At 70.0% G+C, this 14,081-nt stretch carries 15 protein-coding genes and 1 riboswitch; of the genes, 12 read left to right on the plus strand and 3 right to left on the minus strand.

Features of this window, described 5'->3' with window-relative positions; all coding sequences use genetic code 11:
* Window positions 1–116 precede the first annotated feature (116 nt).
* Window positions 117–1,382: an Ig-like domain-containing protein gene (locus tag ABZX30_RS18825; protein ID WP_355934789.1), complete on the plus strand. Its 1,266-nt coding sequence runs from the start codon at window positions 117–119 to the stop codon at window positions 1,380–1,382.
* A gap of 55 nt (window positions 1,383–1,437) precedes the next feature.
* Here the strand turns inward: ABZX30_RS18825 and ABZX30_RS18830 are convergent, their stop codons facing one another.
* Window positions 1,438–1,839, minus strand: coding sequence for a hypothetical protein (locus ABZX30_RS18830; RefSeq protein WP_355934790.1), 402 nt, complete (start codon window positions 1,837–1,839; stop codon window positions 1,438–1,440).
* Window positions 1,840–2,050: 211 nt separating this feature from the next.
* Between ABZX30_RS18830 and ABZX30_RS18835 the strand changes: the two genes are divergently transcribed.
* The 8 genes from ABZX30_RS18835 (at window position 2,051) to ABZX30_RS18870 (ending at window position 9,815) form a co-directional block, all read left to right on the plus strand.
* Window positions 2,051–2,671, plus strand: a complete 621-nt coding sequence (locus tag ABZX30_RS18835) for a heme-copper oxidase subunit III (protein WP_355934791.1) — start codon at window positions 2,051–2,053, stop codon at window positions 2,669–2,671.
* Between the two features lie 64 nt (window positions 2,672–2,735).
* Window positions 2,736–3,548, plus strand: coding sequence for a c-type cytochrome (locus ABZX30_RS18840; protein WP_355934792.1), 813 nt, complete (start codon window positions 2,736–2,738; stop codon window positions 3,546–3,548).
* A complete protein-coding gene (locus ABZX30_RS18845; protein WP_355934794.1) occupies window positions 3,545–4,603 on the plus strand; it encodes a Rieske 2Fe-2S domain-containing protein in 1,059 nt (352 codons plus the stop codon). Before ABZX30_RS18840 ends, ABZX30_RS18845 begins: the two co-directional genes overlap by 4 nt.
* Window positions 4,600–6,237 (plus strand): cytochrome bc complex cytochrome b subunit, encoded by a 1,638-nt coding sequence (locus ABZX30_RS18850; RefSeq protein ID WP_355934795.1) that lies wholly within the window; start codon window positions 4,600–4,602, stop codon window positions 6,235–6,237. Before ABZX30_RS18845 ends, ABZX30_RS18850 begins: the two co-directional genes overlap by 4 nt.
* Before the next feature lie 120 nt (window positions 6,238–6,357).
* Window positions 6,358–7,422 (plus strand): anthranilate phosphoribosyltransferase, encoded by a 1,065-nt coding sequence (gene trpD, locus ABZX30_RS18855; RefSeq protein ID WP_355934797.1) that lies wholly within the window; start codon window positions 6,358–6,360, stop codon window positions 7,420–7,422.
* Window positions 7,423–7,526: 104 nt separating this feature from the next.
* The gene (locus ABZX30_RS18860) at window positions 7,527–7,883 is read left to right on the plus strand and encodes a PRC-barrel domain-containing protein (RefSeq protein WP_355934799.1); all 357 of its coding nucleotides are present in this window, start codon (window positions 7,527–7,529) and stop codon (window positions 7,881–7,883) included.
* Window positions 7,884–7,929: 46 nt separating this feature from the next.
* The gene (locus tag ABZX30_RS18865; protein ID WP_355934801.1) at window positions 7,930–8,097 is read left to right on the plus strand and encodes a hypothetical protein; all 168 of its coding nucleotides are present in this window, start codon (window positions 7,930–7,932) and stop codon (window positions 8,095–8,097) included.
* Window positions 8,098–8,174: 77 nt separating this feature from the next.
* Window positions 8,175–8,291: riboswitch (SAM riboswitch) on the plus strand.
* Between the two features lie 162 nt (window positions 8,292–8,453).
* Window positions 8,454–9,815 carry an aminotransferase class V-fold PLP-dependent enzyme gene (locus tag ABZX30_RS18870; protein WP_355934802.1) on the plus strand — a complete coding sequence of 454 codons (1,362 nt, stop codon included), beginning with the start codon at window positions 8,454–8,456 and terminating at the stop codon, window positions 9,813–9,815.
* 188 nt (window positions 9,816–10,003) lie between these two features.
* On the opposite strand, the gene ABZX30_RS18875 is transcribed toward ABZX30_RS18870, so the two are convergent.
* Together ABZX30_RS18875 and ABZX30_RS18880 are read right to left on the minus strand one after the other, a co-directional pair.
* Complete coding sequence (locus ABZX30_RS18875) at window positions 10,004–10,285, minus strand: Lrp/AsnC ligand binding domain-containing protein (RefSeq protein ID WP_355934803.1); 282 nt, start codon at window positions 10,283–10,285, stop codon at window positions 10,004–10,006.
* Window positions 10,282–11,025 carry a rhomboid family intramembrane serine protease gene (locus tag ABZX30_RS18880; RefSeq protein WP_355934804.1) on the minus strand — a complete coding sequence of 248 codons (744 nt, stop codon included), beginning with the start codon at window positions 11,023–11,025 and terminating at the stop codon, window positions 10,282–10,284. The genes ABZX30_RS18875 and ABZX30_RS18880 overlap by 4 nt, the downstream gene beginning before the upstream one ends.
* Window positions 11,026–11,180: 155 nt before the next feature.
* Here ABZX30_RS18880 and ABZX30_RS18885 point away from each other — a divergent pair, with 155 nt between their 5' ends.
* The 3 genes from ABZX30_RS18885 (at window position 11,181) to ABZX30_RS18895 (ending at window position 14,047) form a co-directional block, all read left to right on the plus strand.
* Window positions 11,181–11,420 (plus strand): hypothetical protein, encoded by a 240-nt coding sequence (locus tag ABZX30_RS18885; protein WP_355934806.1) that lies wholly within the window; start codon window positions 11,181–11,183, stop codon window positions 11,418–11,420.
* Between the two features lie 35 nt (window positions 11,421–11,455).
* The gene (locus ABZX30_RS18890; protein WP_355934807.1) at window positions 11,456–12,799 is read left to right on the plus strand and encodes an NYN domain-containing protein; all 1,344 of its coding nucleotides are present in this window, start codon (window positions 11,456–11,458) and stop codon (window positions 12,797–12,799) included.
* Window positions 12,800–13,012: 213 nt separating this feature from the next.
* Complete coding sequence (locus ABZX30_RS18895) at window positions 13,013–14,047, plus strand: NlpC/P60 family protein (RefSeq protein WP_355934809.1); 1,035 nt, start codon at window positions 13,013–13,015, stop codon at window positions 14,045–14,047.
* The last annotated feature ends 34 nt before the right edge of the window (window positions 14,048–14,081 follow it).

A 14,081-nucleotide genomic window follows, 5' to 3' on the forward strand; every position in this document is an offset into this window, starting at 1 on the left:
ACCGGGAGCCCGGACACTCCGCCAGGAGGTCCGGGCTCCCGCCGTTGCCGCACGGCGCGTCCCCCGTCCGCCCCGTTCAGCGCGCTCAGGTCGACAAAGCTCCTTAGCGTGATCTCATGAGCACCTCTCCGCGCACCCGCACCGTCGTCAGCTGCGCCCTGCTGATGGCCGCCCTCGGCGCGGGCGTCACCGCCTGCGGATCGGACGGCAACCCTCTGGCGGACAAGCCGTACGACGCGTCGGACCAGATCTCCTTCAGCGGCCTCCCCGGCGACGGGAAGAAGGCCGACCCGGACAAGCCCCTCGAGGTCACCGCAGAGGGCGACGGGCGCATCACGGACGTCACCGCCGTGGACGCCACGGGACGCTATGTGGCGGGCGAACTCGCCGCCGACGGCAGCCGCTGGCACAGCACCGCCCCGCTGGCCGCCGACGCCCACTACACGGTGCGGATCAGCACGGAGGACGAGGACGGGGCACCCGGCCGCCGGACCCTCACCTTCGACACCAGCAAGCCCACCACCACCAAGCGTCTGGAAGTCGCCTTCGGACCCGGCGCGGGCGCGTTCGGCGTCGGCCAGCCCATCACGGCGAAGCTGAACCAGGAGGTCAAGGACAAGGCGCAGCGGGCCGTCGTCGAACGTGCCCTCAGGGTCGACTCCGTCCCGGCCGTGACCGGCTCCTGGTACTGGGTGGACGGCAAGGAACTCCACTACCGCCCCAGGGATTACTGGCCCGCGCACGCCACCCTCCAGGTGCACAGCAACCTGGACGGCGTCAGGATCAACGACCGCCTCTGGGGCGGCGGCGCGGCCAAGCCCCTGAAGCTCACCATCGGGGACCGGATCGAGGCCCTCACGGACGGGGCGACCCACCAGATGACGGTCTACAAGAACGGCGCGGTGATCAGACAGATCCCCATCACCACCGGCAAGCCCGGCTTCGAGACCCGCAACGGCGTCAAGGTCGTGCTGGAGAAGGAGCCGTTCGTACGCATGCGCAGCACCACCGTCGGCATCGCCGAGGGCACCTCGGACTCGTACGACCTGCCGGTCTACTACGCCACCCGCGTCACCTGGTCGGGCGAGTACGTGCACGCGGCCCCGTGGTCCGTCGGCTCCCAGGGGTACGCGAACGTCAGCCACGGCTGCACCGGCATGAGCACGGCCAACGCGGAGTGGTTCTTCGACATCGTCCACCCGGGTGACATCGTCAAGGTCGTCAACACGGGCGGCCACCCGATGGAGCCCTTCGGCAACGGCTTCGGCGACTGGAACCTCGACTGGAACAAGTGGCTCACCGGCAGCGCCCTGACCGGCGGCACGTCCGCCGGCGTGGTCCCGCAGCAGGACGCGGAGAGACTCCAGCCGACGGCGGTGTGACGGGGAGGCCGGTGTGACGGACGGGAAGGGCGCGAACCTCCGCGCCCCGCGCGTCCTACGCGCTCAGCAGCTTCTTCTTCCGCAGCAGGGAAGCCAGCGCCGACGCGAACTCCACCGGGTCGACGGGCAGCGTCACCGCCGCGTCGGCCCGGCTCCAGGTCGCCAGCCACGCGTCCTGCGGCCGCCCGATCAGCAGCAGGACCGGCGGGCAGTCGAAGATCTCGTCCTTGATCTGCCGGCACATCCCCATGCCTCCCATGGGCACGGCCTCACCGTCCAGGACGCAGACGTCGATGCCGCCCTTGTCCAGCTCCGCGAGGACCGCGTGCGGTGTCGCGCACTCCACGAACTCCACCACGGGCGAGTCGGGAGCCGGCCGGCGCCCCGTGGCGACCCGGACCTGCTCGCGGGTGTTGGAGTCGTCGCTGTAGACCAGCACCGTGGCGGTCGGCTGCATAGTTCCTCCGATACACAGGGGGCGCACGCCGTCGTTACGCCGTCGTACGGACAGGACCGATGCGGCGGATGCTACCCCCTCGGGCACCCTGTCAACACTGATCCGAACACGACTGCGAAAGTCCGTCCGATGGGCCATACGGGCCCAGCACATCCTGCGAACACTCCGAACGGCACCCCCCGGAGTGAGGGCGAGATAAGCGACCGACATAATGTCGGTCGTGGCGACAGCAACGACAGTAGATACCGGGCACGCGCACCCGTCGGTCAACCGGCCGAACCTCACCAGCGTCGGAACCATCATCTGGCTGAGTTCCGAGCTGATGTTCTTCGCGGCCCTCTTCGCGATGTACTTCACCCTGCGATCGGTGACGGGTCCGGCGCACTGGAAGGAGATGGCCTCGAGCCTGAACCTTCCGTTCTCGGCGACGAACACCACGATCCTGGTGCTCTCCTCCCTCACCTGCCAGCTCGGCGTGTTCGCGGCCGAGCGCGGTGACGTGAAGAAGCTCCGGGGCTGGTTCATCGTCACCTTCATCATGGGTGCGATCTTCATCGGCGGTCAGATCTTCGAGTACACGGAGCTGGTGAAGAAGGACGGGCTCTCGCTCTCCTCCGATCCGTACGGCTCGGTGTTCTACCTGACCACCGGCTTCCACGGCCTGCACGTGACGGGCGGTCTCATCGCCTTCCTGCTGGTCCTCGGCCGCACCTACGCGGCAAAGAGGTTCACGCACGAGCAGGCGACCGCCGCGATCGTCGTGTCCTACTACTGGCACTTCGTCGATGTCGTCTGGATCGGCCTCTTCGCCACGATCTATTTGATCAAGTAGCCGGGACCCTTCCCGCACACATCCAGAAGCATCGACGCAGAAGATCCTGACACCGGGGTAATCCGTGAAAAAGCTCTCCGCACGACGACGCCATCCGCTGGCAGCGGTCGTCGTCCTTCTCCTCGCGCTGGCGGCCACTGGGGGGCTGTACGCCGCGTTCGCGCCCGCGAGCAAGGCGCAGGCCGATGAATCCTCCCAGTCCCTGACCATTCAGGAGGGCAAGAAGCTCTACGAGGTCGGCTGCGCCAGCTGCCACGGCACCCGTGGGCAGGGCTCCTCCGACGGGCCGAGCCTGGTGGGCGTGGGCGCCGCGGCCGTCGACTTCCAGGTCGGCACCGGCCGTATGCCGGCCGCCACCTCCCAGGGCGCGCAGGTCGAGAAGAAGAAGAACATCTACACGCAGGCCCAGATCGACCAGCTGGCGGCGTACATCGCCTCCCTGGGCGCCGGCCCGAACGTGCCGACCTCGCAGCAGTACAACCCGAGCGACGGTGACATCGCCAAGGGCGGCGAGCTGTTCCGGACCAACTGCGCGCAGTGCCACAACTTCACCGGCAAGGGCGGTGCGCTCACCAAGGGCAAGTTCGCCCCCTCCCTGGAGGGCGTCGACCCGAAGCACATCTACGAGGCCATGCAGACCGGCCCGCAGAACATGCCGTCCTTCCCCGACACCACCATGTCGGAGAAGAACAAGAAGGACATCATCGCGTACCTGCACGCGGTCAACGGCGATGAGACGGTGAACCCCGGCGGTCTTGAGCTGGGCGGCCTCGGGCCGGTCAGCGAGGGTCTGTTCGCGTGGATCTTCGGTCTCGGCGCACTTGTTGCGGTCGCCGTCTGGGTCGCCGCTCGGACCGCAAAGGCCAAGAAGTCATGAGTAGCCAAGACATTCCAGAAGAGAACCTGCCCGCCGCGCAGGACACCACGCACGGCGCCGTGGGCGTCGCGGACGAGGAGAACCCGTTCGCCGACCCGGGGCTGCCGCCGCACGAGCACCGGATCCAGGACATCGACGAGCGGGCCGCCAAGCGGTCCGAGCGCATGGTCGCCCTGCTGTTCACGGTGTCGATGCTGGCCACCGTCGGCTTCATCGCCTCCTACGTGACGATCCCGGCCGACAGGTCGGTCTTCGTCTTCCCGATCGGGCACATCAGCGCGCTCAACTTCGCGCTGGGCCTGTGCCTCGGCACGGCGCTGTTCTGCATCGGCGCGGGCGCGGTCCACTGGGCCCGCACCCTGATGTCCGACGTCGAGGTCGCCGACGAGCGTCACCCGATCGCGGCCTCGCCGGAGGTCCGGGCGAAGGTCCACGCGGACTTCAAGCAGGGCGCCAAGGAGTCGGCGCTCGGCCGACGCAAGCTGATCCGCAACACGATGTTCGGCGCGCTCACCCTGGTGCCGCTCTCCGGCGTCGTCCTGCTGCGCGACCTCGGCCCGCTGCCCGAGTCCAAGCTCCGCCACACGCTGTGGGCCAAGGGCAAGCTGCTGGTCAACATGAACACCAACCAGCCGCTGCGTCCCGAGGACGTCCAGGTCGGCTCGCTCACCTTCGCCAAGCCCGAGGGCCTGGAGGAGGCGAACGAGGACTTCCAGAACGAGATCGCCAAGGCGGCCCTGATGATCATCCGGCTCCAGCCGGACAACATCAAGGACAAGCGCGAGCTCGCGTGGTCGCACGAGGGCATCGTCGCGTACTCGAAGATCTGCACCCACGTCGGCTGCCCGATCTCGCTGTACGAGCAGCAGACGCACCACGTGCTGTGCCCGTGCCACCAGTCCACCTTCGACCTCTCCGACGGTGCCCGAGTGATCTTCGGCCCCGCCGGTCACGCCCTGCCCCAGCTCCGCATCGGCGTGAACGGAGACGGTTACCTCCAGGCGCTCGGCGACTTCGAGGAGCCCGTCGGTCCTGCATTCTGGGAGCGCGGATGAGTACTGCAGCCAACGACCAGCCCCGCACCCGCGGGAAGGCACCGGCCGGCGAGCGCGTCGCCGACTGGGCCGACGGCCGGCTCGGGATCTACTCCCTGGCCAAGGCCAACATGCGCAAGATCTTCCCCGACCACTGGTCGTTCATGTTGGGTGAGGTCTGCCTCTACAGCTTCATCATCATCATCCTCACGGGTGTGTACCTGACGCTGTTCTTCCACCCGTCGATGAACGAGGTGGAGTACCACGGCAGCTACGTCCCGCTGCAGGGCCAGCTGATGAGCGAGGCGTTCAGCTCGACCCTGCACATCTCCTTCGACGTGCGCGGTGGCCTGCTCATCCGGCAGATCCACCACTGGGCCGCGCTGATCTTCCTGGCCGGCATGTTCGTGCACATGATGCGCGTGTTCTTCACCGGCGCGTTCCGCAAGCCGCGTGAGATCAACTGGCTGTTCGGCTTCCTGCTGTTCGTCCTGGGCATGTTCACCGGCTTCACCGGTTACTCGCTCCCGGACGACCTGCTCTCCGGCACCGGTGTCCGCTTCACCGAGGGCGCGATCCTGTCCATGCCGATCGTCGGCACGTACATCTCGTTCTTCCTCTTCGGCGGCGAGTTCCCCGGCCACGACTTCGTGGCCCGGTTCTACTCGATCCACATCCTGCTGCTGCCGGGCATCATGCTCGGCCTGGTCGTGGGCCACCTGATCCTGGTCTTCTACCACAAGCACACGCAGTTCGCGGGCCCCGGCAAGAGCAACAAGAACGTCGTCGGCATGCCGCTGCTGCCGGTCTACATGGCCAAGGCCGGAGGCTTCTTCTTCCTGGTCTTCGGTGTCATCGCGGCCATCGCGGCGGTCGCCCAGATCAACCCGATCTGGGCCATGGGCCCCTACCGCCCGGACCAGGTGTCCACCGGCGCCCAGCCCGACTGGTACATGGGCTTCGCCGAGGGCCTCGTCCGGTACATGCCGGGCTGGGAGATCAACTTCTGGGGCCACACGCTCGTCCTGGGCGTGTTCATCCCGCTGGTCCTCTTCGGTGTCGTGCTGGCGGCCATCGCGGTCTACCCGTTCATCGAGTCCTGGGTCACCGGCGACAAGAGCGAGCACCACATCCTGGACCGCCCGCGCAACGCCCCGACGCGTACCGCGTTCGGCGTCGCCTGGGTCACCGTGTACATGATCGGTCTGGTCGGCGGTGGCAACGACCTGTGGGCCACCCACTTCCACCTGTCGATCAACGCGGTCACCTGGTTCGTCCGGATCGGCTTCTTCGCCGGACCGGTCCTCGCGTTCATCATCACCAAGCGGATCTGCCTCGGCCTGCAGCGCCGCGACCGCGACAAGGTGCTGCACGGCCGCGAGACCGGCATCATCAAGCGCCTGCCGCACGGTGAGTTCATCGAGGTCCACGAGCCGCTCAGCCAGGAGCAGCTGCACACCCTCACGGCCCACCACCAGTACGAGCCGGCCGAGATCGGCCCGACGGTCGACGAGAACGGCGTCGAGCGGAAGGTCAAGGGTTCCGAGAAGCTGCGCGCCAAGCTCAGCAGCGCCTACTACGGCGAGGACAACCAGATCCCGAAGCCGACCGTCGACGAGTACAAGGAGATCACGAGCGGCCACGGCCACCACTGATCGCTGCGCACGCCACGCCGCGCATGAAGGGCCCCGTCCGGTGTTCGGACGGGGCCCTTCGCCGTGCCCCGGGCTGGATAGGGTGGGGGCGGACTATTCCACGACGACCAGGAGCGGCTGATGAGCGCTGTGACCCCCGCTGGAGGCGACACCACGGCGGGCCGTTCCTGGCCCGAGGTGCTGAACGCCCTGCTGTACGGCCGCGACCAGAGCGCCGACGCGACGGCCTGGGCGATGGACCAGATCATGCGCGGCGAGGCCACCGACGCGCAGATCGCCGGTTTCGTGGTGGCGCTGCGCGCCAAGGGCGAGACCGTCGAGGAGATCACCGGCGTGGTCCGGGCGATGTACGAGCACGCCAACGTGATCGAGGTGTCCGGCCGCACGGTCGACATCGTGGGCACGGGCGGCGACGGCGCGAGGACGGTGAACATCTCCACCATGTCGGCGCTCGTGGTGGCCGGCACGGGCGCGAAGGTCGTCAAGCACGGCAACCGGGCGGCCTCCTCGGCGTCCGGCTCCTCGGACGTCCTGGAGAAGCTGGGCGTCAACCTGAACCTGACGCCCGGGCGGGTGGCCGAGGTCGCGGAGGAGGCGGGCATCACCTTCTGCTTCGCGGTGAAGTTCCACCCGGCGCTGCGCCACGTGGCCGCCGCGCGCGGCCAGCTGGGCATCAGGACGGTCTTCAACGCGCTCGGGCCGCTGACCAACCCGGCGAAGGTGAAGGCGCAGGCGGTCGGCGTCGCGGACCCCCGCCTGGCGCCGATGATCGCGGGTGTCCTGGCGGAGCGCGGCAACTCCTCCCTGGTCTTCCGCGGCGACGACGGCCTCGACGAGTTGACCACGACCGCCACCTCACGCGTCTGGGTCGTGCGCGACGGCAAGGTCACCGAGGAGAGCTTCGACCCGCGCGACGTCGGCATCGAGCTGGTGCCGGTGGAGGCCCTGCGCGGCGGTGACCCGTCGTACAACGCCGAGGTCGCCCTCCGGCTCCTCGACGGCGAGCCGGGCCCCGTGCGCGACGCCGTCCTGCTGAACTCGGCGGCGGCCCTGGTGGCCCTGGACCCGACGGAGGAGCCGCTGGCCGCGCAGATCCGCGCCGGGATGCGCAAGGCGGCCAGGTCGATCGACTCGGGGGCGGCGAAGCGGGTCCTGGAGCGCTGGGTGGCCGCGAGCAACGCGTAGCGCCGGGCGGCCGCGGGAGTACAGTGAAAAGCGTGGTAGCCCTCCCGCGGCCGCTCCGCTCCAGGGTGTGCGGTGTCCGGGAGGGCGGGCCCGAGGAGCGAGACATGATCCACTCAGCTGACGTCCGTGAGTGGCGCAACCGCGACGTGATCGATCCCAGGGGCCGCAAGATCGGGGCCCTCGAAGCGGTCTACGTGGACACCACCACCGACACGCCCGCCATGGCGACCGTCCGCACCGGGCTGCCGACCCGGCACCGGCTCGTCTTCGTCCCCCTCGACGAGGCGACCCTGGGACCCGGTTATGTGAAGGTGGCCCATCCGCGCGGGCAGGTGCGCAAGGCGCCCTCCATGGGGATGGACGACGTTCTGCCGGCCGAGCGGGAACACGAGATCTTCGAGCACTACGACAGGCCCTACGAGGCCGGTGCCGAACGCGGACGCCGCCTCGCGCGCGGCTGACGCCACTGACGCTGCTGACCGGCCCGGACCGAGGACGTGGTCACCGATGGCACTCTTCCTGTTCCTCATCCTCGTGGCGGTCATCCTGGGCCTCATCGGGGTGGCGGCGCACGGGCTCTTCTACCTCCTGGTCATCGGCGTGGTGGTCTTCGTGGCCGACCTGGTGCTGTTCGGCGCGCGTTGGTCCCGGCGCCGGCACCACGTCGTCCGCTGACCGTGCCGCGAGAAGGGCGTCCCGCGATCCGGACACGGGTTGCGGTCCGGTGATCGGTTCGCGTAGGTTCACTGCCAGGTCATGAGTGACAGTCATACGGCCCCGGCCGACTGTCCGGCAACCCTCCGTCCGTGGCGGGGTGCCCCGGGTGAAGACCGGGCCGCAGGCAGCGAGGTCTGTGGCAAGCGCGGACCCCTCGCACGCCAGGGGTCCTGGTCGTCGAGGAGCCTTCCGTGAGCAAGCGAATGCGTTAGGGCGCAGAGCCCCGCCTCCGCATCCCCCTTTTTCACCTCGTCCGAGCTCGAGCGCCGTCCGCTCGCCCGGTGAGTTCCGCCTGCCTCCACGGGAGTACACCCATGTCCGTCTCCGCCGTCGCCGCCGACCAGTCCGTCCTCGCCCCGCTGCCCGTCCTCGGCCGGGACGTCACCGTGCCGCTCGTCACCGGTGGCGAGGTCACCTACGCCGCGCTCGACTACGCGGCCAGCGCCCCCGCGCTCCAGCGGGTCTGGGACGACGTGGCCGCGTACGCCCCGTACTACGGCAGCGTGCACCGGGGTGCCGGTTACCTCTCCCAGCTGTCCACCGACCTCTTCGAGAACGCCCGGAAGACCGTCGCCGCGTTCCTCGGCTGCCGGGAGGACGACCAGGTGGTCTTCACCCGGTCCACCACGGACTCCCTGAACCTGCTCGCCCGCGCGCTCCCCGCCGACTGCCAGGTGTTCGTCTTCGAGACCGAGCACCACGCCTCGCTGCTGCCCTGGCAGGACGCGCGGGTCAGCTACCTCGACGCCCCGCGCACCCCCCGGCAGGCCGTCGAGACGCTGGAGCGGGCCCTCGCCGACCGCGACCCCTACGGCCCGGCCCTGGTGTGCGTCACCGGCGCCTCGAACGTCACCGGCGAGCTGTGGCCGGTCCGGGAACTCGCCGCCGCCGCCCACGCGCACGGCGCCCGGATCGTCCTGGACGCCGCCCAGCTGGCCCCGCACCACCCGGTGTCCGTCCGGGACCTCGACGTCGACTGGGTCGCCTTCTCCGGGCACAAGCTGTACGCCCCGTTCGGCTCCGGCGTGCTGGCCGGGCGCGCGGACTGGCTGCGCGCGGCCGAGCCGTACCTCGCGGGCGGCGGCGCCAGCCGCAAGGTCGCCCGGCGCACGGACGGGGGAGTGGACGTGGAGTGGCACGACACCGCCGCCCGCCACGAGGCCGGCTCCCCGAACGTCATCGGCGCCTACGCCATCGCCTCGGCGTGCAAGGCGCTCGACGAGGCGGGCTTCGACGCCCTGGTCGCCCGCGAGCAGCAGCTGATCGCCAGGGTCCGTGAGGGCCTCGCCGAGGTCCCCGAGGTCCGGGTGCTCTCCCTCTTCGGCGACGACGCCCCGCGCGTCGGCGTCCTCTCCTTCGTGGTCGAGGGCTGGAACAGCTCGCACTTCGCCGCCGCCCTCTCCGCCGAGTACGGCATCGGCGTCCGCGACGGCCTGTTCTGCGCCCACCCCCTGCTGCGCACCCTGCTCGGCAGCGACCCGCAGACCCAGGGCGAATGCGGCGCGCCCGAGGCCGCGCCGGGCGAGAAGTCCCTCAACGCCGTCCGCGTCAGCTTCGGCGCGGGCACGCCGGACGAGCACGTGGAGCGGTTCGTGGACGCCGTGCGGGAGCTCGTGCGGGACGGCGCGAAGTGGGACTACCGCACCGAGAACGGCCGCTGCGTCCCGGCCGTCTGAGCACCGCGGCCCCCGTGATCGGCCCGTGCGAGGTCGTCCTGGGCCGGCGCCGAGGCGGGCGGCATCGGGGAGCCCCCTCCTCTCCCCCCGCAGGCGGGCCGCCCACGGCGCCACGGCGTGGGCGTACGACCCGGCCCTGGGCGGCGGCGTCCGGCGGCACCGTCCCTCCCGGGGCCGGTCCGCCGGGCCTAGTTGTCCAGCCCGATCGCGAAGGCCGCCTCGAGGTCGTGCTGGGAGTAGGTGCGGAACGCCACGTGCGTGTCGGTGGCCTCCACGCCGGGGATCTTGCTGATCCGGCCGGGGATGACGTCCGCCAGGTCCTCGTGCTGCCGGACCCGGACCATGGCGATCAGGTCGTAGGTGCCGGTGACCGAGAAGACCTCGCTGACGGTGTCCAGCGCGGCGATCTGCTCCGCGATCTCGGGGATCCGGTCCACGCTGGTCTTGATGAGCACGATCGCGGTGATCACGGCTGGTTCTCTCCCTCGGGGGCCGGAGCTGGGGCGGGCTCAACTCTAGTGGCCCGCCCGAACAGCACCCACGCGAGGACGAAGCCCAGCCCGAAGCCCACCAGGTGGGCCAGGTAGGCCACGCCGGGGCCCTGGGGCGCGCGGCGCGCCGCCAGCCACTGCAGGGCCGCCCAGAAGGGCAGGACGACCCAGGCGGGAAAGCGCAGGGGGAGAAAGAACAGAAAGGGGAGGAGACTGGTCACACGAGCGGCGGGGAACAGGTACAGGAACGCGCCGAGGACCGCCGAGATCGCCCCCGAGGCCCCGACCAGGGACTGCTCGGAGGTGGCGTTGGCGGCGGCGTAGCCGAGGAGCGCCAGGTAGCCGCAGCCGATGTAGAAGAGGGTGAACCGCACGCGGCCCATCCGTTCCTCGGTCATCGCCCCGAAGACGTAGAGGAAGAGCATGTTGCCCAGCAGATGCACCCAGCTGCCGTGCACGAACAGTGCCGTTGCCGGGGTGAGGACCGCCCGGGCCGGGCCGTCGAAGAGCTCGGCGGGGATGACGCCCCAGTGCCGGAAGTAGGCCCGCTGGGCGGCGAGCAGCGCGTTTCCGGAGCCGTACGCCGGGTTCAGCCCGGCCGCCGGCCCGAGCAGGAAGAGCAGGCAGCACAGGCCGATCAGGGCGTACGTCATCGGCGCCGGCGAGCGCCGGACCCGCTCGAGGGCCCCGGCGGCCACCGCGCTCCAGTTGCTGGTCACGGACACAGATCATGACGTAACCGGACGCAAGCGAACAGACCGCCTCGCCGCCGTGGACGGACGGGCGGCGAAGGACCGCCAGGCCGTAGGGTTACGAGCCACACGCGTCGCGGAGAGCACGCGTCACGGACACTAGAAGGAAGCGAACAGTCACGATGCCGGTTCCCCTGCCGACCGCCCAGACCCGGTGGCGCTGCACGCTCTGCGGCAACCTCACCCGCTTCGACGTGACCCGCTCGTCGAAGGTCGTCGAGTACGTCCACCTCGACCTCGCCGGTGAGCCCAGGGTCGAGGAGCGCGAGGTGGTCAGTGAGACCATCGAGTCGGTGCGCTGCCGCTGGTGCAACGCGGTGGACCAGGTGGAACTCGTGGACAGGCCGGGCGCCGACTCCTGAGACGGAGCGGTCGCGCATGTAGTGGGGTGTGACGGATGGTGGAGACCACGGGCGAGGGGCCGGGCGACGGCACCGCCGAGGTGCTTGACCGTCCGCTGCCCGACGGCGTGCGACGGCGGGTCGTGCAGATCGTCTCGGACGGCTTCGGCGGGCTGACGGTGGCCGAACTGCCTGCGCAGCTCAGACAGTACGCCCGTTTCGCCCCCAACCGTCGCGCCAAGTTCGCGGGCAACGCGATGGCCTCGGCCCTGGAGACCGATCCGCTGTTCCGCCAGCGCATCGGCGAGAAGCTCAGAGAGGCCCAGCCGGAACTCACCGGCGCCCTCGACTCAGGTTCCCCGCCCCCGGCCGCGGACCCGCTCGATGTGGCGGCCGCGGCCTATGTACTGCGCCCCGCCGGCTGGGTGAAGCTGGTGACCGCGGCCGGCGAGGAGGCCCAGCGGGCGGACGCCGAGCGTGCCGACGAGGAGAGCCGCGCCGAGCTGGAGCGGCTCCGCGAGGAGCTCGAGCGGGCCCGTGAGCAGACCCGGGCCGAAACCGAACGGCTGCGCGTCGAGCTGGACGCGGCCAAGAGGGAAGCCGAATCGCTTCACCGCAAGCTCCGCGCCGCCCTCAGTGACGTCAAGCGCGGTGAGGCGGCGCTGCGCAGGGTGCGGGGGGAGATCGAGGCCGTCCGCGCCGAGGCGCACGGCCAGGTGTCCGCCGCGGAGAGCGAGGCGCGGCGGCTCAAGACCCGCCTGAGCGAGGCCGAGGCCGCGCTGGAGGCCACGCGCAGGGCGGCGCGCGAGGGGCGCAGTGTCGAGGACATGCGCGTCCGGCTGCTTCTCGACACCCTGCTGGACGCCACCCAGGGGCTGCGCCGGGAGCTGGCGTTGCCCCCGGTGTCGGTGCGGCCGGCGGAGACGGTGGACGCGGTCGAACCGGGACGAATGACCCCGAAGGACATCGCGGCGCGGGCGTTGTCCGAGCACGACCCGGCCATCCTCGACCAGCTTCTCGCCCTGCCCCAGGCGCACTTGGTGGTCGACGGCTACAACGTCACCAAGACCGGCTATCCGCAGATGCCGTTGGAGAAGCAGCGTCTGCGGCTGCTCGGTCAGCTCTCCCAGCTGGCCGCCCAGACCGGCGCCGAGGTCACCTGCGTCTTCGACGGGGCCGAACTGGCCGCTCCGGTGCTGCTCGCGCCGCCGCGCGGGGTGCGCGTGCTGTTCTCCAAGCCGGGTGTCACGGCCGACGAGCTCATCCGGCAGCTGGTGCGCGCGGAACCGCCGGGCCGTCCGGTCATCGTCGCCTCGACCGACCGCGAGGTGGCCGACGGGGTCGCCAAGGCGGGGGCGCGTCCGGTGGCTTCTGCGGTGCTTCTCAAGCGACTGTCCTGAAAACGGAACCGTAGAGGTTTAAAGCCCGAATTGACGGATCCGTCACGCAACGTAGCGTCAACCGGGCTTAACTCCATGTGGGTTATGTGCAAAGAATGCATTGCGTGACGAGGTTTTTTGGTGTGAGGATTTGATCTGATCACAAGAGGGTCACTAGGGTCTGGGCTCGAACCTCCGAGCGGGTGATCACTCACGAGAAGGAGTTCGCCTGTCGTGGCGTCTCACCGTCGACCCAAGCAGCCCAGTCGCACGCGTGTCACCGTGCTGACCACCGCGGCCGCGGCCGCCGTCGCGCTCAGCGCGAACGCCGCCAACGCCGCGCCCAGCGAGAAGCTGAGCAAGAGCGAGGTCAAGGCGAAGGTCGACAAGCTCTACGAGGAAGCGGAGCAGGCCACCGAGAAGTACAACGGGGCCAAGGAAAAGCAGGAGAAGCTCCAGAAGGAGATCTCCACCATCCAGGACAACGTCGCCCGCGGCCAGGAGGACCTGAACAAGCTGCGCGACGGCCTCGGTTCGCTGGCCACCGCCCAGTACCGCGCCGGCGGCATCGACCCCTCGGTCCAGCTGTTCCTCTCCTCGGACCCGGACGACTTCCTCGACAAGGCCTCCACGCTCGACCAGTTGAGCGGCCAGCAGGTCGAGGCGCTGAGGAAGATCCAGGACAAGCAGCGCGAACTGGCCCAGGAGCGCGCCGAGGCGACCGAGAAGCTCAAGGACCTCGCCTCCACCCGCACCGAGCTGGGCAAGAAGAAGAAGGAAGTCCAGGGCAAGCTCGCCGAGGCCCAGAAGCTGCTCAACACCCTGACGGCCAAGGAGAAGGCGGCCCTCGCCGCGGAGCAGAACCGCGCCAGCCGCTCCTCCACCGAGCGCGTGAACCTCGGTGACAGCAAGGCCGCCTCCGGCCGGGCCGCCGCCGCCTTCTCCGCCGCGCAGAGCAAGATCGGCTCGCCCTACGTCTACGGCGCCTCCGGCCCGTCCTCCTTCGACTGCTCGGGCCTGACCTCCTGGGCCTACGCTCAGGCCGGCGTCTCCATCCCGCGCACCTCCGAGGCCCAGGCCGGTGCCGGCACGGTCATCTCCAGCATGAGTGACCTCCAGGTCGGCGACCTGGTCATCTTCTACGCCGACCACCACCACGTCGGTCTCTACGCGGGCAACGGCCAGGTCCTGCACGCCCCGCACACGGGCGCGGTCGTGCGCTACGAGTCGATCAACAACATGCCGTTCCAGTTCGGCGTCCGCGTCTGACCCTGCGTGTGCCGCCCGAACGGGCGATTCGCGA

Origin of the sequence: Streptomyces sp. NPDC004542 (genome assembly GCF_040610035.1) — a bacterium.
GTDB lineage: Bacteria > Actinomycetota > Actinomycetes > Streptomycetales > Streptomycetaceae > Streptomyces.

What these genes read in the sequence shown, in the direction of transcription:
- ABZX30_RS18825 (WP_355934789.1), top strand. Translation starts at nt 117, where the DNA reads ATGAGCACCTCTCCGCGCACCCGCACCGTCGTCAGCTGCGCCCTGCTG.
- ABZX30_RS18830 (WP_355934790.1), bottom strand. Translation starts at nt 1,839, where the DNA reads ATGCAGCCGACCGCCACGGTGCTGGTCTACAGCGACGACTCCAACACC.
- ABZX30_RS18835 (WP_355934791.1), top strand. Translation starts at nt 2,051, where the DNA reads ATGTCGGTCGTGGCGACAGCAACGACAGTAGATACCGGGCACGCGCAC.
- ABZX30_RS18845 (WP_355934794.1), top strand. Translation starts at nt 3,545, where the DNA reads ATGAGTAGCCAAGACATTCCAGAAGAGAACCTGCCCGCCGCGCAGGAC.
- ABZX30_RS18850 (WP_355934795.1), top strand. Translation starts at nt 4,600, where the DNA reads ATGAGTACTGCAGCCAACGACCAGCCCCGCACCCGCGGGAAGGCACCG.
- trpD (WP_355934797.1), top strand. Translation starts at nt 6,358, where the DNA reads ATGAGCGCTGTGACCCCCGCTGGAGGCGACACCACGGCGGGCCGTTCC.
- ABZX30_RS18860 (WP_355934799.1), top strand. Translation starts at nt 7,527, where the DNA reads ATGATCCACTCAGCTGACGTCCGTGAGTGGCGCAACCGCGACGTGATC.
- ABZX30_RS18865 (WP_355934801.1), top strand. Translation starts at nt 7,930, where the DNA reads ATGGCACTCTTCCTGTTCCTCATCCTCGTGGCGGTCATCCTGGGCCTC.
- ABZX30_RS18870 (WP_355934802.1), top strand. Translation starts at nt 8,454, where the DNA reads ATGTCCGTCTCCGCCGTCGCCGCCGACCAGTCCGTCCTCGCCCCGCTG.
- ABZX30_RS18885 (WP_355934806.1), top strand. Translation starts at nt 11,181, where the DNA reads ATGCCGGTTCCCCTGCCGACCGCCCAGACCCGGTGGCGCTGCACGCTC.
- ABZX30_RS18890 (WP_355934807.1), top strand. Translation starts at nt 11,456, where the DNA reads ATGGTGGAGACCACGGGCGAGGGGCCGGGCGACGGCACCGCCGAGGTG.